Origin of the sequence: Yokenella regensburgei (assembly GCF_051486985.1) — a bacterium.
GTDB lineage: Bacteria > Pseudomonadota > Gammaproteobacteria > Enterobacterales > Enterobacteriaceae > CBFFRJ01.
Genome location: NZ_JAHVDV010000016.1, coordinates 58,930 through 80,755, shown reverse-complemented (window position 1 = coordinate 80,755; position 21,826 = coordinate 58,930). Strand labels below are relative to the sequence as shown.

Sequence of the window (21,826 nt, the reverse complement as noted above, 5' to 3'; positions counted from 1 at the left end):
TTATACTGTATGGTCATACAGTATCAAGTGTTTTGTAGAAAATGTTGCCAGAGCGTATTGAGCGCATAAATCGTGGCCTGACGGCGCACCGCTTCACGGTCTCCCTCAAAGCATTCGCGGCGGGTAATCCCCTGTCCGTTCACCCCGGCAAAGCCGAACCACACCGTCCCGACCGGCTTTTCCTCACTGCCGCCCTCTGGCCCGGCGATACCACTGACAGAGATAGCATAGTCGGCTCTCGCCGCCTTCAGCGCACCAATTGCCATCTCCACCACTACCGGTTCACTGACGGCTCCGTGTGCGGCCAGCGTTTCCGGCTTGACGCCGATCATCTGGGATTTGGCTTCGTTGCTGTAGGTAACAAACCCGCGTTCAAACCAGGCAGAACTGCCTGCAATATCCGTTATCACCTTCGCTATCCAGCCGCCCGTACAGGACTCAGCGGTGGTCATCGTTGCGCCACGCGCTTTTAACGCCAGGCCCACTCGCTCGCTTAAATGCATTAATTCACTGTCAGTCATGATGACTCCTGTCGTGCCAACACCGTGGCAGAAAGATAGCACTTTCACGACAAAGGTGGGGGCGAGGTGATGAATTTACGAGGGGGCTTCAGAAAAAAGCCAGCGTACGCTGGCTTTCACTAGTTATTTCATGCTGTTGGCAATGGTTTCAACATTATGGCGAAATGCCTGAGTGTAGGTCTCTGCCACCCCGCCTTTCTTGCTCAGTGCTTCCGGGTAAAGCTCGCCGCCTGGCTGCGCCCCGGTGGCGGTGGCTATCTGTTTAACCAGGCGTGGATCAAGCTGGTTTTCCATAAACCAGGTGTGCACGCCGTCCGCTTTAATCTGCTTAATGAGTCCGGCAACCTGCTGCGCGCTGGCTTCACTTTCTGAAGAGAGCCCTTGCGGTGCGAGGAAGGTCACCCCGTACGCGCGACCAAAATAGCCGAAGGCGTCATGGCTGGTGAGCACTTTTCGTTTTTCCTGCGGGATGCCGTTAAACTGGGTTTTCGCCCAGCTGTCAAGCGAGTGAAGTTGTTTGATATAGCCTTCACCCGTTGCCTTCAGCGCCGCCTGGTCCTGCGGGTCGGCTTTCACCAGCGCCGCCAGAATATTTTGTGCATACAGTGCGCCATTGGCGGCATCATTCCAGGCATGTGGATCGGTCACAGTTTGGCCATCTTCTTCCAGCGTATGGGTTTTTACCCCCTCGGAGGCCACCACAACACTCCCTTTAAATCCTGAGGCTTTGACCAGTCTGTCGAGCCAGCCCTCCAGCCCCAGCCCATTGACGACAACCACATCCGCGTTGTTCAACAGCGCACTGTCTCTGGCAGTGGGCTCAAAAGTATGGGGATCGCCGTCAGGTCCCACGAGCGTGGTGACATTGACGTGATCGCCACCGGTTTTCGCTGCGATATCGCCCAGAACCGAAAAACTGGCGACAACATTTAACGTTTTCGCCATTGCCCCTTGCGTCATCAGCCCCAACGCCAACGCCAGCACCACCCCTGTTTTTTTCATCCTGTCCCCTTGTCTGATGTTTGTGCACGCAGACTGCTGCGTGCGCCGAATAAAATTGAAAAGATAAAAATGGCGCTCGCCGTCAGCACAATCGACGGCCCCGCCGGTAGCCCCGCCCCCCAGGAGAGACTCAGTCCCAGCCAGGCGCATACTGCACCGGTAAGACCTGCAAACAGCAGCAGTCCCGGCAAAGTCCTCGCCCAGCAGCGTGCCGCCACGGCCGGTAAAATCATCACCCCCACGGCCATTAACGTGCCCAGCACCTGAAACCCGGCGACAAGGTTCAGCACCAGCAGTGCCAGAAAGAGACTGTGAAAACGGGCGGCCAGGCGTGGCGCATTAATGTCTAAAAAACGGCTGTCGAACGCCTCACTGACAAAGCCGCGATAGCACAGCGCCAGGCTTAGCAACGTCAGCGTGGCAACGCCCGCTACAAAACGCGCAGCATCGCGGTCGACTGCCAGCACCGAGCCAAACAACAGATGAAGTAAATCAACGCTGGAGCCTCGCAGGGAGACCAGGGTTACCCCCAGAGCCAGCGATGCGAGATAGAGCCCGGCGAAGCTGGCGTCTTCCTTAAGCGGCGTGCGACGGCTGATCATGCCTGCCACCAGCGCCACCACAATCCCTGCGATAAACCCGCCCAGGCTCATCGCCAGTAGCGACATACCGTTAAGCAGAAAACCTGCAGCCACACCCGGTAAAATGGCGTGCGACAGGGCATCCCCCATCAGGCTCATGCGCCGCAATTGCAGAAAAACCCCCAGTGCCGTGGTACTGATGGACAACGCCAGACAGACCATCAGCGCGCGTCGCATAAAGCCGAACTCAATAAACGGCTGGAAAAAGAGATGCCATATCATGACTGGCCCTCCTTCTGCATTGGCAGGGGCGTTGCGCCCCACCTGGCGCTGGCACCGTCAAGACGCAACGTCTGCGGGAAATAGCGGGAGACACGCTCGCTGTCATGCAGGACGGCGAGAATGGTCTGACCGTGCTGATGCATGTCCACAATTTGTTCCATCAGCACCTGGCTTGTGGCTTCATCGACCCCGGTAAAAGGTTCATCCAGCATCACCAGCGGCGCCTGTTGCAGCCACATCCTGGCGAAGAGCATGCGCTGAAACTGCCCGCCGGAAAGGGTGTCAATGGTATGGCCTGCTAAAGCCCGTATTCCGACGCGCTCCAGCGCCTCCGGAACCTGTTTACGCTCTTTCGAACTCAGCCCGCGGAACAGCGACACGCGCGGCCAGCTTCCCATGCTCACCACATCCTGTACGGTGACAGGAAAATGGGGATCCAGGCTTTGCCGCTGAGCCAGCCAGCCGATGACCGGACGTGACTCGGGCCAGCGCAGCGCACCGCTCACCGGAACAAGCAGACCTGCCAGCGTCTTCAGTAACGTGGATTTTCCACACCCGTTTGCGCCGACAATCGCCGTCATACTGCCGCGCTCTACGACACCACACAGCGAAGGGGTTACAGCCTGGCCACCGTAGCCCGCGACGACATGATCAAGCTCAATCATGGCAGCGCCACCGACCAGGCGGTTAAAAGCCAGAGCGCCAACAGCAGTAGTGTGGCAAGACCGAGGCGTACCCACGCCGAACAGGAAAAAAGCGTCATCTTCGTCTTCAATGTTTACTTTATGTTATAACATAACAATAACCAGTGAGCGGGAGGAAGTAAACGGAACTTTGTTGCAGGAGTGCGTCGAAATGTTTCTGTCCCCTCCCGCAGGAGGGGAACAGAATTAGCGGATACGCGCCAGTGAGACCGCCTGGCCAAGCTGCCAGACCGCCATTGCGTAGTGTGTGCTGTGGTTGTAACGGGTGATGGTGTAGAAGTTTGGTAAACCAAACCAGTATTCGTAACCGCTTCCGATATCCAGACGCAGCAGGCTGGCCTGTTGATGATTACCCAGCGGCTGCTGCGGCGTTAATCCGGCGGCCATCAGCTGCGGGACGCTGTACTTAGTTTTAAAACCGTTCTCCAGTCCTGGCGCCTGACCGTTTGCCAGTACCGCGACCGGATCGCCTTTCACCCATCCATGCTCTTTGAAATAATTGGCCACGCTGCCAATGGCATCAACCGGATCCCACAGATCAATATGCCCGTCCCCGTTGAAGTCCACCGCATACTCTTTGTAGGACGACGGCATAAACTGACCATAGCCCATCGCACCAGCGAATGAGCCGGTCAGTTCCAGCGGATCGTCGCTCTCATCGCGCGCCATTAGCAGGAAGGTCTCCAGCTCACCCGCAAAATAGTCGGCACGGCGCGGGTAGCTAAAGGCCAGGGTCGCCAGCCCGTCAAGGATACGGGTTTTGCCCATCACGCGGCCCCAGCGGGTTTCCACACCAATAATGCCGACAATGATTTCCGGCGGCACGCCGTAGACCATCCAGGCGCGATTGAGCGCGTCTTCATACTGATTCCAGAACGCCACACCGTTTTGCACATTGTCCGGGGTGATAAATTTGCTGCGATAGCGCAGCCAGGCGCCGTTAGGTCCGGTCGGCCCGGCGGTAGTCGGTGCCTGACGATCCATAAGGTCCAGCACATAGTTCAGGCGCCTGGCCTGAGAAAGAATTTCGTGCAGTTGCTGACGATCAAACCCGTGCTTGCTCACCATCGCATCAATAAATTTTTCAGCGGCGGGGTTATTGGCGAAATCGCCCCCCATCACGGTGACATTATGCTGCGGTTTAAGCAGGAATCCGCCGGAGGGGGCGCCTGCTGTCGGCGATGAGGCCGGTGCTTCTGTTTTCTGAGGTTTGCTGGTGCAGGCGGCAAGGAGCACCAGCGCAGGGAGAAGGGCTGCGTAACGACGCTTAAACATGAGACATCCATTTAACAAGACAATCGACCAGGAGGAATTATGGTAAAGCATGCGGCCTTCCACAAGGAAGCACCATCGTTCTCTTATTCTCTTATCTGAAAAGCGCACCCTTCTTCATCTCAACAATTCAGTGCAAGGTTAATGCACGACAACCGCGCCGATAAAAGCCCATCATTTTATTCGTGCGGCTACAGCACGCCAGGGGGCATCCAGGACAGGCGCGGCGTCACCCTGCTGGCGCTGGCGGCAAACGGGCCGGGGACAAAAATCGGGCGGTCATTATCTACCCTTTCAGCCCCAGACGCTTCGCCAGCCGGTGCAGGTTGGCAACGTCAATATCCAGCGCACGTGCACTTGCCGCCCAGTTATGCTGATGCTGCTCCAGCGCCTGGCTGATGATGCGACGCTGAAACGCCTCGGTGGCTTCGCGCAGGTTGGGTGTTTCCGGCAGAGCTTTCACCGTCGTCGTTACCAGTTCCGGCTCCTCACTGAAGGCGAAATGGTGAATATCCAGCACCACCTCATCACTGCTACGGGTGGCGCGCGCCAGCACAATCGCGCGGTGTATCGCATGCTCAAGCTCACGCACGTTGCCCGGCCAGCGATAATCCAGCAGCTGCGCCCGCGCCCGCGGGCTGAGCACCACGCGTCCCAGCCCCAGACGCAGCCGCACCTGCTCGCAGAAGTAGCCCGCCAGCAGCACCACATCTTCCCTCCGCTCGCGAAGCGGCGGCACAATCAGCGGGAACACGCTCAGGCGGTGGAAGAGATCGGCACGAAACCGCCCTGCCAGCACCTCTTCGCGCAGGTCGCGGTTGGTGGCCGCCAGTACACGCACGTCCACCCGCAGGCTGCGATCGTCACCCACGCGCTGGATGTCGCCATACTGCAGTACGCGCAGCAGCTTGGCCTGGAGTGCCAGCGACAGCTCACCAATCTCATCAAGAAACAGCGTGCCCTTGTCGGCCATTTCAAATTTACCGCTGCGGTGGCTGATGGCCCCGGTAAACGCCCCTTTCACGTGCCCAAAAAGCTCGCTTTCCGCCACGCTTTCGGGCAGCGCGGCACAGTTGAGGTAGACCAGCGCATCAGCAGCACGTGGCGAATTTTCATGAATGGCTTTCGCTACCAGCTCTTTACCGGTGCCGGTCTCCCCGCTAATCAGCACGTTTAAATCCGAGGCAGCAACGATCTCAATCTCTTTTTTCAGCTGCAGCATACCGTCGCACAGGCCAATCATCTCGGTATGGGCCACCTGCTCAAAGGTTGCCGCCGGACCGGGTGCCATATTCTGGCTTTCAAGCTGTTCAATCAGCAGCGCATTATTGAGCGCCCCGGCCGCCAGAGCGGCAATCAGGCGCAGTTCTTCATCACTGAAACTGTCGAACTGATCCGGTGCCATACCGTCCAGGGTCAGCGCACCGATCAGGCTCTGTCCGGCGAACAGCGGCAGCCCCACGCAGGCATGTACCTTGAGGCTTTCCTGACCGGGGATCAGCCCGTCGTAGGGATCGGGCAGTGAGCTGTCGGCCGGAAAACGCACCACATCCCCGGCGCGGGCAATGGCTTCAAGCCGCGGATGGCCTTCCAGGGTGAAGCGGCGCCCCAGCACATCCTGCGCCAGCCCGTCGATAGCCAGCGGAATAAACTGACGTGATTCGTAGCGCAGCAGCGCAGAGGCATCACACTCAAGCACCTGCCGCAGAGTGGTGATTAAACGCTGAAACCGGTCCGCATGACCAATTCCGCTCTGTAATTCAATGGCGATCCCCGCCAGCACATCCACTGAAAAACTCATTTTCGCCTCACTGTCATTTTGACAATGGATGGTGTCATATTGACCATAAAAATAGTAGTCATTATGACTACCCCTGTCGGGTTACTTAAATAAAAAATAAAATTTATCAGTCACATAAAAACTGGCACGCCTTTTGATATAGCTAACACAACTTCTTTCATTCCGAACAGGTAAGTAAAATGACTATTCATGTAAAAAATAACATTCACTGGGTTGGCCAACGTGACTGGGAAGTTCGCGACTTTCATGGCACCGAGTACAAGACGCTGCGCGGCAGCAGCTACAACAGTTATTTGATCCGTGAAGGGAAAAACGTCCTCATCGATACCGTCGATCACAAATTCAGCCGCGAGTTCGTGCAGAACCTGCGCGCTGAGATCGATCTGAACGCCATCGACTACATCATTATTAACCATGCGGAAGAGGATCATGCCGGGGCGTTAACGGAGCTGATGTCTTACATCCCGAACACCCCGATTTACTGTACCACCAACGCCATCGACTCCATCAACGGTCACCACCATCACCCGGAGTGGAACTTCCACACCGTGAAAACCGGTGACGCGCTGGACATCGGCAATGGCAAGCAACTGATCTTTGTTGAAACCCCGATGCTGCACTGGCCGGACAGTATGATGACCTACATGACCGGTGATGCGGTGCTGTTCAGTAATGACGCCTTTGGTCAGCACTACTGCGACGAACGTCTGTTTAATGATGAAGTTGATCAGGCCGAACTGTTCGAACAGTGCCAGCGTTACTACGCCAATATCCTGACGCCGTTCAGCCGTCTGGTAACGCCAAAAATCACCGAAATCCTCGGTTTCAACCTGCCGGTAGAGATGATTGCTACCTCCCACGGCGTGGTGTGGCGCGATAACCCCACCCAGATAGTCGAGCTGTACCTGAAGTGGGCGGCAGATTACCAGGAAGATCGCATCACGATTTTCTACGACACCATGTCCAACAACACCCGCATGATGGCGGACGCCATCGCCCAGGGCATTAACGAAGTCGACCCCAATGTGGCAGTGAAAATCTTCAATGTCGCCCGCAGCGACAAAAACGACATTCTGACCAACGTCTTCCGTTCCAAAGGCGTGCTGGTAGGCACTTCCACCATGAACAATGTGATGATGCCGAAAATCGCCGGTCTGGTGGAAGAGATGACCGGCCTGCGCTTTCGTAACAAGCGCGCCAGTGCTTTTGGTTCTCACGGCTGGAGCGGCGGCGCGGTCGATCGTCTCTCCACCCGTTTGCAGGACGCAGGCTTTGAGATGTCTCTGAGCCTGAAAGCCAAATGGCGCCCGGACTTTGACGCCCTGGAAGTGTGCCGCGAACATGGCCGGGATATTGCCCGCCAATGGGCGCTCGCTCCGCTGCCTGCGCCGGTAAAAGCCACGCCGGTTGAGGAGTCCGCCTGCGCCTGTGCTGCCAGAGCCGCTGCGGACCTCGGCCCTTGCATGCAGTGCAGCGTCTGCCAGTGGGTTTACGACCCGGCTACCGGCGAACCGATGCAGGATGTGGCACCGGGCACCCCGTGGAGTGATGTCCCGGATAACTTCCTCTGCCCGGAATGCTCTCTTGGCAAAGAGGTGTTTGACGCCCTGGCGACGGAGGTCGTATGAACGCAGGCATTGCGATTATCGGCTCGGGCTTTGCCGCCCGACAGCTGGTGAAAAACATCCGCAAACAGGATGCCGCCGTCCCGCTTACGCTTATCGCCAACGACAGCATGGACGACTACAACAAACCGGACCTGAGCCATGTGTTAAGCCAGGGCCAGATGGCAGGCCACCTCACCCGCCAGTCGGCGGGGGAGTTTGCCGAGCAGTTCAATCTGCGCCTCTTCCCGCACACCCGCATCACCTCAGTGGACGCGCAGGCGAAAGTGGTGAAAAGCGCCGACAACAGCTGGCAGTACGACAAGCTGGTGCTGGCGACCGGGGCGCGGACTTTTATACCGCCGGTGGCGGGCAGCGAACGGATGTTTACCCTCAACAGCCAGCAGGAGTATCAGGCCTGTGAAACCCAGCTTCGGGATGCAAACCGGGTGCTGATTGTCGGCGGCGGGTTGATTGGCACCGAACTGGCGATGGATTTTCGCCGGGCGGGCAAAAGCGTCACGCTGGTTGATAACGCGGCGAGCATTCTCGCCTCGCTGATGCCGCCGGAAGTGAGCAGCCGCCTGCAACACTGCCTCTCAGAAATGGGGGTTCGTGTATTGCTGAATGCACGTCTTGAGGCGTTGCGTAAGGCTCCATCAGGCATAACGGCACGCTTTGAGGATGGGCTGGAAGTTAACGTGGATGCGGTGGTCGCCGCCACCGGTCTGGTGCCGGAAACCGCGCTGGCGCGCGAAGCGGGGGCCAGGGTTAATCGGGGAATTGTGGTTGATAACGCGCTGCAGACCAGCCAGCCGGGCATTTACGCGCTGGGTGATTGCGCAGAGATCAACGGCCAGTTGATGCCGTTCCTCCAGCCCATCCAGCTGTGTGCCATGTTCCTCGCGAAGCATCTGCTCGGGGTGAATTCGCCGCTCAACCTGCCCGCGATGCTGGTGAAGGTGAAGACCCCGGCCCTGCCGCTGCACCTGGCTGGTGAGAGTGCACGTCGTGATCTTAACTGGCACATCACTACCGATGCGCAGGGGATGGTGGCAAAAGGGGTGGATGAACAGCAGATCCTGCGGGCGTTTGTCGTCAGCGAAGATCATATGAAAACCGCTTTCGCCCTGCTTAAAGCGCTGCACACGACCTCGCCGCAGCAGTGACCCCCAGCCCCAGGGCGATAGTGCCGTCGCCCTGGGGCTGGCGCTGCCATCGAGAGAAGTGACGATGACAGCTCACGAGAAGGTATTATCGGGAAAGTGTAATAAGCGAATCGCGTAATATTAATTCGCCCATAAAGGGCGGACGAAATTTAAAGTCGCCTCCGTCCAGCATGAAGATTAAACGCTCAATCGTTTCCTGAATCATTTCTGTTACCGGTATTTTTACGCTCGATAAGGCAGGCACAACATAGGGCGCAATAGCAATATCATCGAAGCCTATCACCGAAACCTTATCCGGAACCAGGATGCCGTTATCGTGTAATTTCTTGATGGCACCAATAGCCATATCGTCATTGCTGGCGACCAGTGCGGTAAAATGCTCGCCGCGCCCAAGCAGCAATTCCACTCCTGCCGCCCCACTCTGCGGTGTCCATTTTCCTTCAATAATCAATTCACTGCGAATTTTTATGTTTTTTTTCGTTAATGCGTCTTTGTAGCCTGACAGACGTTCAATTCCGGTAGGCGAATCGAGCGAACCGGTAATAAACGCGATATCACGATGACCCATCTCAATTAATCTACTCACTGCATTAAAGCTGGAGGCTTTTTGATCGCACCATACACAGTGGCTGCTGTTATTATGCAGACGGCGATTCAGCACCATTATCGGCTGCGCATGTTTTTTAACGATTGCATCCATTTCTTCAACGCTTAAAAAGCGTGGATAAATAATGATCGCGTCACATTTGAGATCGAGTAAATACTGAATAGCATCACGCTCCTCTTCGGCGCTATGTTTGCCGTCAGCAAGGATCAGCTGCCGCCCCTGGTCTTCAGTCATCCGCGCCGCATGAAACAGCAGCTCGCTGAAATAAACCCCGTGGTAGAGCGTGTTGGTCACCACCAGCCCTAGCGTCTGCGTCTTTTTGGTCGCCAGATTGCGTGCCAGCAGGTTCGGGCGGTATCCACTCTCTTCAATCGCCTGAAACACGCGGTCTTTTGTCTCCTGGCTGACGTAGCCGTTGCCCGACAGCACGCGCGAGACCGTTGCTTTCGATACCCCAGCCCGCTTCGCCACCTCAAGCATTGTGGTCATGTTGCTTATCCGTTTGATGATGATGCGTTGCAGTGTACTTCACCCGGATTGGAATGTCGTAACGCGAAAACCAACCCTCAAAATTAATGAGCGATCATCGTCACAAATTTTAAACAAGATGAAATTTTGACCTTGTTTGCTTTAAAAAAAGTAATCATGATTTTGTGGAACCGGTTTCCTATTCAGTGTTTCAGACCCCGTTCCACAATGGCGGTCTGAAGTCATACCTAATTGATAAAACAGGATATAACCCGATGTCGAAGAACTATGCGGCACTGGCTAACGCCGTTGTCAGCGCCCTGGGTGGGGTGGATAACGTTGCTGCCGTTACCCACTGTATGACGCGCCTGCGTTTCGTGGTCAAAGATGAGAGCAAAATCGACAGCCCCGAACTCAAAGGCATTACAGGGGTGATGGGGGTGGTGCGTAACGACAACCAGTGCCAGGTGATCATCGGCAACGCCGTATCACATGCGTATCGTGAAGTGGTAGCCCTGCTGCCGGGCGATATGCAGCCAGCCGTGCCTGCTGGAAAGCAAAAACTGACGTTACGGCGCATTGGCGCGGGGATCCTGGATGCTCTGATCGGAACCATGTCCCCGTTGATCCCGGCGATCATTGGTGGTTCGATGGTGAAACTGCTGGCGATGGTGCTGGAAATGTCCGGCGCACTGCCCAAAGGCTCCTCAACGCTGACCATCCTGACCGTGATCGGCGATGGGGCCTTCTTCTTCCTGCCACTGATGGTGGCCGCCTCTGCCGCCGTAAAATTCAAAACCAATATGTCGCTGGCAATTGCGATTGCCGGTGTGCTGGTGCATCCGAGCTTTATTGAGCTGATGGCGAAAGCCGCGCAGGGCGAACACGTTGAGTTTGCGCTGGTGCCAGTGACGGCAGTGAAATACACCTACACCGTGATTCCGGCGCTGGTGATGACCTGGTGCCTGTCATATATCGAGCGCTGGGTCGACAAAATTACCCCGGCGGTAACCAAAAACTTCCTCAAGCCCATGCTGATTGTGCTGATTGCCGCCCCGCTCGCCATCGTGCTGATTGGGCCGTTGGGCATCTGGATCGGTAGCGGTATATCGTCGCTGGTCTATACCATCCACGGCTATCTTGGCTGGCTGTCCGTCGCCATTATGGGCGCGCTGTGGCCGCTGCTGGTGATGACCGGTATGCATCGTGTATTTACGCCGACTATCATTCAGACCATTGCCGAAACCGGCAAAGAAGGCATGGTCATGCCGTCTGAAATTGGTGCCAACCTGTCGCTGGGCGGCTCATCCCTGGCGGTGGCATGGAAAACGAAAAACCCGGAACTGCGCCAGACAGCGCTGGCTGCCGCCGCCTCTGCTATTCTTGCTGGCATCTCTGAGCCGGCCCTCTACGGGGTGGCGGTGCGCCTGAAACGTCCGCTGATTGCGAGTCTGATAAGCGGGTTTATCTGCGGTGCGATTGCCGGTATCGCAGGTCTTGCCAGCCACTCCATGGCCGCGCCCGGCCTTTTTACCAGCGTTCAGTTCTTCGATCCGGCCAATCCAGTGACCATCGTCTGGGTGTTCGGCGTAATGGCACTGGCGGTGGTGCTCTCCTTTGTTCTGACGCTGCTTCTCGGGTTTGAAGATATTCCGGTCGAAGCAGAGGCGCAGAAACCGCAGGCGAAAAGGTCTGCACCCGTTCAAGAAGCACAAGCCTGAATACAAGCGAGGTAACGCATGTCAGTCTTTCCGAAAGGATTTTTATGGGGCGGTGCCATTGCCGCCAACCAGGCCGAAGGGGCCTGGCAGGAAGGCGGTAAGGGAGTGACCACCGTCGATATGATCCCGCATGGGGTTAACCGCCTGCCGGTCAAACTGGGCCAGGAGAAGCGCGTTGCACTGCGTGAGGATGAGTATTACCCAAGCCACGAGGCGATCGATTTTTATCATCGTTATAAAGAAGATATCGCCCTGATGGCGGAGATGGGTTTTAGCGTGTTTCGCACCTCCATTGCCTGGAGCCGTCTCTACCCGAATGGTGATGAAGTCACGCCCAATGCGGAAGGTATCGCCTTCTATCGCGATATGTTTGCCGAGTGCAAAAAGTACAATATCGAGCCGCTGGTGACGCTGTGCCATTTCGACGTGCCGATGCACCTGGTGACCGAATACGGTTCCTGGCGCAACCGTAAGATGGTGGAGTTCTTCACCCGCTACGCGCGCACCTGTTTTGAAGCCTTTGATGGTCTGGTGAAATACTGGCTGACCTTCAACGAAATCAACATCATGCTGCACAGTCCCTTTTCCGGGGCGGGGCTGGTGTTCGAAGAGGGGGAGAATCAGGATCAGGTGAAGTACCAGGCGGCGCACCACGAGTTGATTGCCAGTGCGCTGGCGACCAAAATTGCCCATGAAGTGAACCCGCACAACCAGGTAGGCTGTATGCTGGCAGGCGGTAACTTCTACCCTTACTCCTGTAAGCCTGAGGATGTGTGGGCGGCGCTGGAAAAAGATCGTGAGAACCTGTTCTTTATTGATATACAGGCACGCGGTGCCTATCCCGCCTACACCGCACGCGTGTTCCGTGAAAAAGGGGTCAGTATTGTCAAAGAAGCAGGCGACGATGAGATCCTGAAAAACACCGTCGATTTTGTCTCTTTTAGCTATTACGCCTCACGCTGCGCCTCGGCGGAAATGAATCAGCTGAACACTACGGCGGCGAATATCGTGAAATCGCTGCGTAACCCGCATGTTCAGGTGAGCGAGTGGGGCTGGGGTATTGACCCGCTCGGTCTGCGCATCACAATGAATATGATGTACGACCGATATCAGAAGCCCTTGTTTTTGGTGGAAAATGGACTGGGTGCGAAAGACGAATTCAATGCTGAAGGCGAAATTGAAGATGATTATCGCATCAGCTATCTGCGTGAACATATCCGCGCGATGGGCGATGCCATCGAAGATGGCATTCCGGTGATGGGGTATACCAGCTGGGGCTGCATCGATCTTGTGGCGGCATCCACTGGTGAGATGAGCAAACGCTACGGCTTTATCTATGTTGACCGGGACGATGCCGGCAAGGGTACGCTCGAGCGTAAGCGCAAAAAATCCTTCTGGTGGTATAAAAAAGTGATTGCCAGCAACGGTGCCGATCTGGAGTAAAGTGCCCGTTAAGCGCCTGGCGACTTCACGTTGCAGGCAGGCGAGGAGAACCAGCGCACCTGCAATCAAGGAGGTAACGGGTCTCTTTACCCTCTCTTTATTTGTGTCGGGAGAGGGTATTTTTCCGCCATCACCTGCGGTGTGCGAGATGGTCTCAGCGCCAGGGATGGCGTTTCATGAAAACCCTTTAAGCGCTTCCCCTGTTTCCTGTTGCAGACGTTGCATTGATATTACTGGAGCCGCCTTCCATTTCTTTACCGCCACGCTTCCATCAAGGCTGTATTTATATACAGTATTCACACAGGGTTGTCGGGTCAGACTCTGACCACTGACACTTTTCAGGATGAATAAAAGGAGCGAATTATGGATAAGAAGCGCGTTTCTTCTGCACAGCCCGTTGTCAAAGCTTTACGCCATCTGAAGGTGGGCTACGTCAGAAAACGGCATGAAGATCCTAAAACTTTTCTTGCGACCCATTTTAGTCGCCACGCCTCACTGAATTTAACCGGAGACTGGTTGCAACAGGCGGGTTTTCCTACCGGTGCCACGGTGAAGGTCTCTGTCACCCACGGGCAGTTAATTATTGAACTGGCGAACCCGTAATGGAACGAACGTCCCTGCATTTACCCTGGCGCTCAGGCCTGCCGGGAATGGTTCAACGCCAGTCGGCTGAACGCGTACTCTCTCAGCAGCAGGCGCATACGCGGGGCCAGGATGCAGCGATTATTGGGGAAGTGGTGGAACGTAAAGGGTGCGGCTGGTCGATTTGTAGGGCGTTAAACGCCTTCTGGATTTACCGCATGCGGAACTCCTGCCCCCGCATTTGTTAATCCCGGACGCCGTGACGCTCGCGGCGTGCTACTTTTTTGGCCGGTATTTCTCTGGCAGTGGCGGAACGGGGCGGCGATCGTCTATCAGATGGCGAATCGTCAGAATCGGATGTCGCCATAACATGCGCGGCCCCGCCCAGCGCATGATCTGTTTCATCTCTTCCCGTTTCGCAGGCTGATAGCAGTGTACCGGGCACTGTTTACAGGCAGGTTTCTCCTCACCGAATACGCATCTATCCAGCCGCTTATCGGCATAGGTGTTTAGCGCCTGGTAATGGGTTTTATCCTCTGTTGCCTGCGGATTGTGCTGCTGATACAGGGCGATCATTTTATGGATCGTCAGTTTTTCGCGGCGTATACGTTTACCGTTCATCGCTCCCCCTAAAAGATGCAGTAATTTTACATCTTTTACTGCGCCATGACGAAGGACTTTCTGAACCGAAGGCGTGTAGTGCCTTCCCGTTGAAAATACCCTCACGCTCTTGCGGTACAAACGTATATTATTGACGAAAGACCGGTCGCCAGATGCAATGATTCATCGGGTTTATTATCCGGAGCCGCCTCAACCTAAAGGTTGACTGTACTGGTGCCCGTAATGCCGGACCGGGGCCTGTTAAACGCCTGTCGCCGTATACGGCCTGAGGCTGACGCTGGCCGGTGCCGTACTAATAAAAGAGTGCTGAAATGAAACTGACAGTCATCACCACCGTTATTCTGCTTGCAGCGTCAGGGTATGCGCTGGCATCGCCAGCAAGTGAGGAGGCCGTCGCGGCGGCGAAAACCACCCTCGGCGAGGCATTATATAAGTCCGCGTTGTTAACAGGCGCTATGCCTGATGACACTACCAACCCGATTGAAGCAGGCAAAGCAATGGGCGCAGAGATGAGCCAGCGCCTGGATAACGTTGTGATTGGTGGCCTGAATCAAGGCGCTGACTGCGAAGATATAACTGCCAATGTTCAAAAAAGCTTCGAGATTATGCAGCGCGGTGCGGTGAATCAATTCGCCTCGTCCTCGGCCATTAAAAAAGCCCTGGATAACGTGCCCCTCAGCGCTGCGCAATATGCCTCTGCGCAGTGCCATAATCTGACGACCCAGTAAGTTCACCACCAGGCTTGAGCAATTGCTCTCGTTGAAGCCCTCCCCCGCCCAACAGGAGACCCTGCATGGTTAAATATGCCGCACTCTTTGCTATCTTACCTGCCCTGGCTTTTGCCAGTGAGCCACTTCCACTGCCGATTCAGCAGGTCGAGAAACAGGGCATCAAGATTATCAAAGAGGTAAAAACGGAAGGCGGCCTGCGAACATGGCTGGGACAGTATCAGGAGATGGGCGTCACCCTCTGGCTTACGCCGGACGGCAAACATGCCATTTCAGGTTACCTTTATGATGAAAAAGGACAAAACCTGAGCGAGCAGCTCTTTCGGGATGAACTCTATATCCCCCAGGGGCGCAAATTGTGGGAAAAACTCACTGCCGCTAAGGGCATCAGGGAGGGCAACCCGGAGGCCAGCCGTAAAGTGGTGCTCTTTGCTGACCCTTTCTGCCCTTACTGTAAGCAGTTTCGTGCAGCAGCCCAGCCGTGGATCACCGCCGGAAAAGTCGACCTGAGTACCTTACTGGTGGCCGTTATTAATCCGCAGAGTGGGCGCTACGCCTCGGCTATTCTGAGTGCTGAGGATCCGGCAAAAGCGTGGCGCACCTATGAATTATCCAACGGCAAACAACTCCCCCCTTTCCCCGAAAAAACGTCAAAAGCGGTGTTCAGCGCGGTGCAATACCATCAGCAGTTGATGGACGAAACCGGAGCGAATGCCACGCCCGCAATTTACTACATGAACGACAACCAGGAGCTCCAGCAGGTGGTGGGCATGCCGGATGAAAAACAGCTGGAAGCGATGTTTGGCCCCAGATAACCCTTTTTAACAGAGTATAAGCGCCCCGGTGAGAGACGCTTCGTTCTCGCCGCTTGCGGGAAAGTACGATCTGATTACAATTCTCGCGCCAGCACTGCACTGGCCACCTGCGATTAAAATAAAAGCATGTAAAGGAATTTGTATGATTGTTCGTCCTCCCCAGAGCTGGTTTGTCCGGCTGTTTAACTGGCACGGCTCGGTGCTGTCCATGATTATCTTCCGCCTCGGTCTGAACCTGTTTATGGCCATCGTCGCCATCATCGCCTGGCCGTACTATGAGAACCTGAACATTCATCTGACGGTAGCCCCGTTTAGCCTGCTGGGTATCGCCATCGCCATCTTTTTGGGTTTTCGCAATAACGCCAGCTATAGCCGCTACACCGAGGCAAGGATGATTTGGGGGACGGTTTCCATTACCTCTCGCAGTCTGATGCGTCAGGTCATGAGCGCCCTGCCCGCCGATCGGGAGGTACAAATGACGGTGTCGCGTCATCTCACCGCATTCAACTGGCAGTTGAACCATCAGCTTCGCGAAACAGACGCTACCAGTGACCTGCAACGACTGCTACCCGCAGAACGTGCCGCCGAGGTAAAGGGGAGTACCTCTCCTGCCAATCGCATCCTGCTGCTGCTTGCCACGTCGCTGGCGAACTTACGCCGGGAAGATAAAATCAGTGATTTTGTCTGGCAGAATATGGATGAAAATCTGAACGAACTGTCCCGCTGCCTGGGCGGTTGCGAGCGTATCGCCAATACGCCGGTGCCCTTTGCATACTCACTGATTCTTCAGCGCACGGTGTACCTGTTCTGTACCCTTCTGCCGCTGGCGCTGGTCTCCGATCTTCATCTGATGACGCCGTTCGTTTCCGTATTTATCTCGTATGCGTTTCTGTCATGGGATTCAATTGCCGAAGAGATGGAACACCCTTTTGGCACACACCCCAATAACCTTGCCCTCAACGCCATCTGCACTTCTATCGAGCGAAACCTGATGGATATGACCGGGCAGAGTCCGCTGCCACCGCTGCCGGTGCCGGATGAACGTTTTAACCTTATTTGAACAAACCTGCCGAACGTCACCGGTCACGCAGATTTTCGGCAGGGAAAGGTAGCAACCCATAATTTACTATTAAATATAGCAGTTGATTATTATTTTATTTTCAATAACGCCACAAATACCCATCAGTAGAATTTATTAAACCTGCGTAATTCAGCACCCCTGACAGGAAGGAATGCATTAAAACCGGATCAATTCATTACAGTAACTGATGAAATATCACCCTCGCCCCGGGATGAAAATACAAAGCGATACGATAAGATTTACTAATTAAAATTAGCGTCATCAATAGTTCAAAATTAAAGAGTAATCACTAAGATCAACGATGGCCTGCCAGATTGCATCGTCATGCCAAAACTGGATAATCAGCGAAGTTAATGGCCATAATGTCCGTTATCCCTAAAGATTTTTATTCCCTTGCCGATGACTATAAAATCTTTTAAGAACCCAGCGCTACTCCACATCTTTGTCGTGATTTTAGCAATGTTTATCGAATATAATGACAGTCATGGATTAGTGAGAATACGCCTCTTAAAAGTTCTTAAGCTGAGTTAACGGTTGACCAGACCCGAAGTACCTCAGACTTATTATAAGTTTCTCGTATTAATTTCTCGTTTCAATAGTGTCGATGGACAGCACACTTCCCCCTTGCACTGTGCCAGCGACAATTTAAGGATAAACCGATGGCGATTAAGTTAAACCGTAGCGCAACCTGTCTTCTTGTTTCACTGACTCTTCTTCTCAGCGGCTGTGCTAATACCGGAAGCTCCCTGTTATCGGGTACCAAACCCGATCCCCGCCTGACCAGCACGGAACAAGCGAAATTCTTTAGCGCTTCGGGCGCGCAAGGCTGTGGCGTTGGTGCGCTGGCCGGTGCAGGTATTGGCGCGCTGGCTGGCGCACTGGCAGGAGACACCAAAAAAGCTGTCATGGGTGCCGCTATCGGTGGCGCTGCAGGCTGTGCCGTGGGTCTGACCGCCAACTATTATCTGGACAGTCTGAAAAAAGATTACGCCTCTACGGCGGATCGCCTGCAAGCCATGGATAAAGACATTACTAAAGATACTGCGGACGTAGAAAAATCCTCTGCGGCGATGAAGCAGGTCATCAGCGAAAACCGTGCATTGCTAACAAAAATGAGCCTGCAGAAAGATAACGCCGGGTTTGATAAAGCCAAAGCCACTAAAGATTTGGCGCAGATCGATGCCAATATCAAAACCATGAAAGAAACCATCAAAGGAATGAAAGATAAAGATGCAGCCTATAAAGTGGCGCTGAAAGGACAGAAAACATCTAACACAGCAGATAAGGTTAAATTAGCCACGCTGGACAAAGAATACAGCAAACTTAATGGTCAAATTACCGCTCTGGAATCAGAAGCGAACGGTTTGTTCAGTCAACGTCAGGCTATATCACTGGGTTGATAATTACGGGCCGGTATTATCACCGGCCCGATTATGGCTTGTTGCAACCACCCTTTATACCGCTTCTTCTCTTCACGGATACCTTCATGAGAAAATACGCACTATTTGCTTCATTATTACTTGCTGGCTGCGCAACCTCACCCCAGGATTGTGATTTACATGCGCAGGACCCCAGCTTTTTAACGAAATTGAGCTGCACAACGTCAGGCGGTTATCGACAAAAGGTTGACCAACAGGAGCAGCAGGTTCTCCAGAGCCAGCGTGACAATAAAATTGCACATCAAGAACTGGCCGATACACAAAGCAGAGTGCAGGACTCAAGTCAAAAACTGGCAGCTGAACAGGCCAGGGTAACAGCGATGCGCTCAGACCTGACACAAACACTTAATAAACTGCAGGCGAGCAAAGTTAAGAACAAGCAAAGCCAGCAGGAAATCCAAAAACTCAAAGAGTTGCAGTTGCAAGCGCAACAGGCGAGCAGCGCCAGTGACGTGACCGCGCTTGAGCAAAAAATTGCTGAGGCCAAAACGAGAATCGCCGAGCTTGAGCAAGCTAACGCGCTTAACTAAAGGCACCGATACGAGGGTCACCCTTCATGGCCGCTATTACGCCTGATACTGACCCTCTGATAGCAGTAAATGTGACTAATACCTTTACCGATAAGTTGCCAGAGGCTCACCAGGCCTATGGGGCTGATAACAATTATGACTCTGGGCTATGCAACGATTAACACGATCTGCGCCAATTGATGATTCTGCTCTGGCAACGTATGAGGAAACGGTAGCGATTATTCATCGCCATCTTCCTCCGTCTCTGGCGCTGCTCTACGCGACCGCACGTCGCAGTACTGATGGCCATCTTGAGTGGTGGACAGAGCGTCAGGGCCTTGCCAGACCTGCGTCTACGCTGAATGAGGCGGAACAGCTTAAAGTACAGAACAAGCGGCAGCATTATCAGGACATTGTTGCGGGCCTGGTCGAACAACTTACCGCACGGGGGGAGGATAAGCCGGCCAAGGCTTTGCAAACCCTACTTAACCACTCCGGGCAATTGACCTGTTATGACGTCGGCGGCGAACCAGTATTAATCGACTGGGTAACGCCGTCTCAGATGGCATCCGTGCCCATTCCTCCAGCACCTCTCATACCGTGGTGGCGACGCTTTCTGCCCTGGTTGCTGTTGCTGCTGCTCTTGATCCTGCTGGCACTCGCAGGCTGGTGGTACTTCTGTCATAACCGCCCTGTCGCCATTCAGCCGGAGCCGCCTGTCACCGCTGCTGCGTCCTCCCCGGCGAATACCGAATTAACCCAGGACAACCCGAGCATAAACCTGGCCAAAAGAAAGGATTTCGGACGGATCAGGGCCAATCTGACCTGGCAACAAGGTGCGAACAAAACCCCTGTTGATCTGGATATCGCCGCGTTTGTCCGCTTCAAAAATGGCGACATTGGCGGGGTTGAAGCGCTCAGTAAATTTCTCGGTCACTACGATAACCCCCCCTATATGTTGCTGCAGAAGGATTTACGCGGGGGTGGCGACGAAGATGGTGAGTGGCTCGATATCAACGGTAGCCAATGGCAGGAAATTGATGAGGTGCTGATTTACAGCTTCATCTACGGCGGTACGGACAACTGGCAGGGAACGAATGCCACTATCACCCTCTATATTCCCGATCAGGCCCCCATTAGCTCCACGCTGGTTGATGGCAATGAACGTAACAACGTTGCGGCTATTGCCCGTTTAAAAAATGTGGATGGCAACATCAAAGTTGAACGGCTCGACAACTTCTTTGCCGACAGAGAATCGCTGGATAAGCATTACGGTTGGGGCTTTGAGTGGACGCCCGGCGCCAGCAAAAATTAGCCAGATACATCTTACGTGCGTTAATTAACAGCCTCAAAAGGTTTAGACAATGCGAAATTCGATTCAGGGACCTCTGTTACGTACCGGCAATAACTCCTCGTTTAAAGCGCTGGGCGAAACTGGTTATCCCGTTTTTAAGATGGCGTTTCAGCTTCGTGAAGCCATCTATCGCCTGGATGCCGGGCGCGATCTGGCCCGACACCTTGCCGTCCCGCAAAACGATCAGGGGGGCGACAGAACTGACTGGTACAGCAGTTTTCCCGGCGACGTCATTCCCTGGAGTGGAGCAAGTGAAGCCGAGCAAGCCTCTGCGCGTCAGCAATTTGAAGAGTTCCAGGTGGCAGTCCAGGCCTTAAGTGAGCAAATGCTTAATGCCGATCAAACGGGTGCAGGCGGTGACCGACGGGTATTTGCGCAATTATTAAAATCGGTGGTCCATTTTCCGGATTATGACTTTGTCTATCTGGTTAACGGGGTGCTGGTCATTACGTTTTGGGGATTTGTGCACCCCACCGGCGTACAAAGCAATCCTATGCACTGGCTACAATCCTCTTCAGTAGCCGCCGCAACGCCGTCGGCCGCCAGCGCAGCGCAGCCTGAAACGCCGCCCCGCACCTCATGGGTGCAAAACGCGCCCGCTGTGGAGACGGTGACACCTGTCCGCCGCTGGAACTGGCGCTGGTTACTCTGGCTGCTTCTGGCATTGCTGTGTCTGGCACTCTTGCTGGGTCTGCTTCGTGGCTGTGCGCCATCGCTGTCATTACCCGGGCTACCGTGGATTTCAGCGGATAAAAATCAAAGCCTGCCGACGGTAGAGGTCGGAAACGGCAAGGTTCCCGAGGTGACACTCCCGGCAGGAAACTCCGTCAATGCGCCGAAAGTGGCGACAGAAAACAACGAAACTGTCGGCACCACGACGGCCGCCCCCGACGCCAGCAGTTTAGTACCCGAGACCCCCTCCTCTGCTGCGCCTGCTGAGGCGCCTGTCCTGGATGCCAGCCCGCGTAGCGGGGAAGCGCAAAATGCGCCAGCAGGTGAAGACGCCACCGCTGCCGTTCCGCCCGTGGATGCAGTGCCGCCGATGGTTCAGGAACCTACGGTGAGCGAAGCGCAAAATCACGATGCGCAACCGCATGATGTTGCCCCTCACACTCAGCCGCCTGTTATTCCCGCGCAGGGCGAGCCACTGATTATCCCTCCCTCAGTCAGTGATGGACCGGCGCAATTTCTCAATGGGCAATGGCGCGTTAATGGCGGTATTCAGGACAAGCTCACCGGTCGCCCTTTGCAACTGCAATATAACTTCAACCAGGGTAACGGCACCGTCAGCGTCCGTCAGTCCAGTGGCGTAACCTGTACCGGAGCCGCCATGGGGAACGTCGAAAAAGGTGCGTTAAACATCTCTAATCCTGAACAGATGAAATGCAGTGACGGTTCAAACTTTATCGGCCCGACCATCGCATGCAAATCGCCTGCTTCCGGCCACGCCGATTGTGTCGGCAGCAATGATGGGGATAAAACCTTCCCTATTCGTATGCTACAACCCAATACTTAACAGGGA

The 21,826-nt window shown here is 54.7% G+C and carries 20 protein-coding genes and 1 pseudogene; 13 read left to right on the top strand and 8 right to left on the bottom strand.

The features are described from left to right. Positions 1-23 precede the first annotated feature (23 nt). From pncC to norR, 6 genes are all read right to left on the bottom strand, one after another. Complete coding sequence (gene pncC / locus KXR87_RS12760; protein WP_437432621.1) at positions 24-521, bottom strand: nicotinamide-nucleotide amidase; 498 nt, start codon at positions 519-521, stop codon at positions 24-26. A 123-nt stretch (positions 522-644) separates the two neighbouring features. Further along, on the bottom strand, positions 645-1,523 hold the full coding sequence (locus KXR87_RS12755) for a metal ABC transporter substrate-binding protein (RefSeq protein ID WP_437432620.1): 879 nt from the start codon (positions 1,521-1,523) through the stop codon (positions 645-647). Then, positions 1,520-2,386 (bottom strand): metal ABC transporter permease, encoded by an 867-nt coding sequence (locus KXR87_RS12750; RefSeq protein ID WP_437432619.1) that lies wholly within the window; start codon positions 2,384-2,386, stop codon positions 1,520-1,522. Before KXR87_RS12750 ends, KXR87_RS12755 begins: the two co-directional genes overlap by 4 nt. Next, a complete protein-coding gene (locus KXR87_RS12745; RefSeq protein ID WP_437432618.1) occupies positions 2,383-3,051 on the bottom strand; it encodes a metal ABC transporter ATP-binding protein in 669 nt (222 codons plus the stop codon). The genes KXR87_RS12750 and KXR87_RS12745 overlap by 4 nt, the downstream gene beginning before the upstream one ends. Positions 3,052-3,276: 225 nt before the next feature. After that, positions 3,277-4,365 (bottom strand): lytic murein transglycosylase B, encoded by a 1,089-nt coding sequence (mltB, locus tag KXR87_RS12740; RefSeq protein ID WP_437432617.1) that lies wholly within the window; start codon positions 4,363-4,365, stop codon positions 3,277-3,279. A gap of 283 nt (positions 4,366-4,648) precedes the next feature. Next, on the bottom strand, positions 4,649-6,163 hold the full coding sequence (gene norR, locus KXR87_RS12735; protein WP_437432616.1) for a nitric oxide reductase transcriptional regulator NorR: 1,515 nt from the start codon (positions 6,161-6,163) through the stop codon (positions 4,649-4,651). 179 nt (positions 6,164-6,342) lie between these two features. Between norR and norV the strand changes: the two genes are divergently transcribed. Further along, positions 6,343-7,791 carry an anaerobic nitric oxide reductase flavorubredoxin gene (norV, locus tag KXR87_RS12730; protein WP_437432615.1) on the top strand — a complete coding sequence of 483 codons (1,449 nt, stop codon included), beginning with the start codon at positions 6,343-6,345 and terminating at the stop codon, positions 7,789-7,791. Further along, positions 7,788-8,936 carry an NADH:flavorubredoxin reductase NorW gene (gene norW, locus KXR87_RS12725; RefSeq protein WP_437432614.1) on the top strand — a complete coding sequence of 383 codons (1,149 nt, stop codon included), beginning with the start codon at positions 7,788-7,790 and terminating at the stop codon, positions 8,934-8,936. The genes norV and norW overlap by 4 nt, the downstream gene beginning before the upstream one ends. Before the next feature lie 85 nt (positions 8,937-9,021). Here the strand turns inward: norW and KXR87_RS12720 are convergent, their stop codons facing one another. Continuing rightward, positions 9,022-10,032, bottom strand: a complete 1,011-nt coding sequence (locus KXR87_RS12720) for a LacI family DNA-binding transcriptional regulator (RefSeq protein ID WP_437432613.1) — start codon at positions 10,030-10,032, stop codon at positions 9,022-9,024. Positions 10,033-10,286: 254 nt separating this feature from the next. Between KXR87_RS12720 and ascF the strand changes: the two genes are divergently transcribed. The 4 genes and pseudogenes from ascF to KXR87_RS12700 form a co-directional block, all read left to right on the top strand. Further along, positions 10,287-11,732 (top strand): PTS cellobiose/arbutin/salicin transporter subunit IIBC, encoded by a 1,446-nt coding sequence (ascF, locus tag KXR87_RS12715; RefSeq protein ID WP_437432612.1) that lies wholly within the window; start codon positions 10,287-10,289, stop codon positions 11,730-11,732. A gap of 18 nt (positions 11,733-11,750) precedes the next feature. Beyond that, positions 11,751-13,175 (top strand): 6-phospho-beta-glucosidase, encoded by a 1,425-nt coding sequence (locus KXR87_RS12710; protein WP_437432611.1) that lies wholly within the window; start codon positions 11,751-11,753, stop codon positions 13,173-13,175. Between the two features lie 363 nt (positions 13,176-13,538). Next, entirely contained in the window at positions 13,539-13,778 is a 240-nt protein-coding gene (locus KXR87_RS12705; RefSeq protein ID WP_437432610.1) for a SymE family type I addiction module toxin, read from the top strand. 50 nt (positions 13,779-13,828) lie between these two features. Continuing rightward, a pseudogene (locus KXR87_RS12700) lies at positions 13,829-13,992 on the top strand (hydrogenase expression/formation protein HypE); the annotation flags it as partial. 41 nt (positions 13,993-14,033) lie between these two features. Here the strand turns inward: KXR87_RS12700 and KXR87_RS12695 are convergent. Continuing rightward, complete coding sequence (locus tag KXR87_RS12695; protein ID WP_437432609.1) at positions 14,034-14,378, bottom strand: nitrous oxide-stimulated promoter family protein; 345 nt, start codon at positions 14,376-14,378, stop codon at positions 14,034-14,036. A 311-nt stretch (positions 14,379-14,689) separates the two neighbouring features. Between KXR87_RS12695 and KXR87_RS12690 the strand changes: the two genes are divergently transcribed. The 7 genes from KXR87_RS12690 (at position 14,690) to KXR87_RS12660 (ending at position 21,820) form a co-directional block, all read left to right on the top strand. Beyond that, a complete protein-coding gene (locus KXR87_RS12690) occupies positions 14,690-15,106 on the top strand; it encodes a hypothetical protein (RefSeq protein WP_437432608.1) in 417 nt (138 codons plus the stop codon). A 65-nt stretch (positions 15,107-15,171) separates the two neighbouring features. Beyond that, positions 15,172-15,921 (top strand): thiol:disulfide interchange protein DsbG, encoded by a 750-nt coding sequence (gene dsbG, locus KXR87_RS12685; RefSeq protein ID WP_437432607.1) that lies wholly within the window; start codon positions 15,172-15,174, stop codon positions 15,919-15,921. Positions 15,922-16,063: 142 nt separating this feature from the next. Further along, positions 16,064-16,981 (top strand): bestrophin family protein, encoded by a 918-nt coding sequence (locus KXR87_RS12680; protein WP_437432606.1) that lies wholly within the window; start codon positions 16,064-16,066, stop codon positions 16,979-16,981. 680 nt (positions 16,982-17,661) lie between these two features. Next, the gene (locus KXR87_RS12675) at positions 17,662-18,402 is read left to right on the top strand and encodes a hypothetical protein (RefSeq protein WP_437432605.1); all 741 of its coding nucleotides are present in this window, start codon (positions 17,662-17,664) and stop codon (positions 18,400-18,402) included. 86 nt (positions 18,403-18,488) lie between these two features. Continuing rightward, positions 18,489-18,971, top strand: a complete 483-nt coding sequence (locus KXR87_RS12670; RefSeq protein WP_437432604.1) for a hypothetical protein — start codon at positions 18,489-18,491, stop codon at positions 18,969-18,971. A gap of 148 nt (positions 18,972-19,119) precedes the next feature. Further along, entirely contained in the window at positions 19,120-20,265 is a 1,146-nt protein-coding gene (locus KXR87_RS12665; protein WP_437432603.1) for a tellurite resistance domain protein, read from the top strand. Between the two features lie 49 nt (positions 20,266-20,314). Next, complete coding sequence (locus KXR87_RS12660; RefSeq protein WP_437432602.1) at positions 20,315-21,820, top strand: SrfA family protein; 1,506 nt, start codon at positions 20,315-20,317, stop codon at positions 21,818-21,820. Positions 21,821-21,826: the final 6 nt, after the last annotated feature.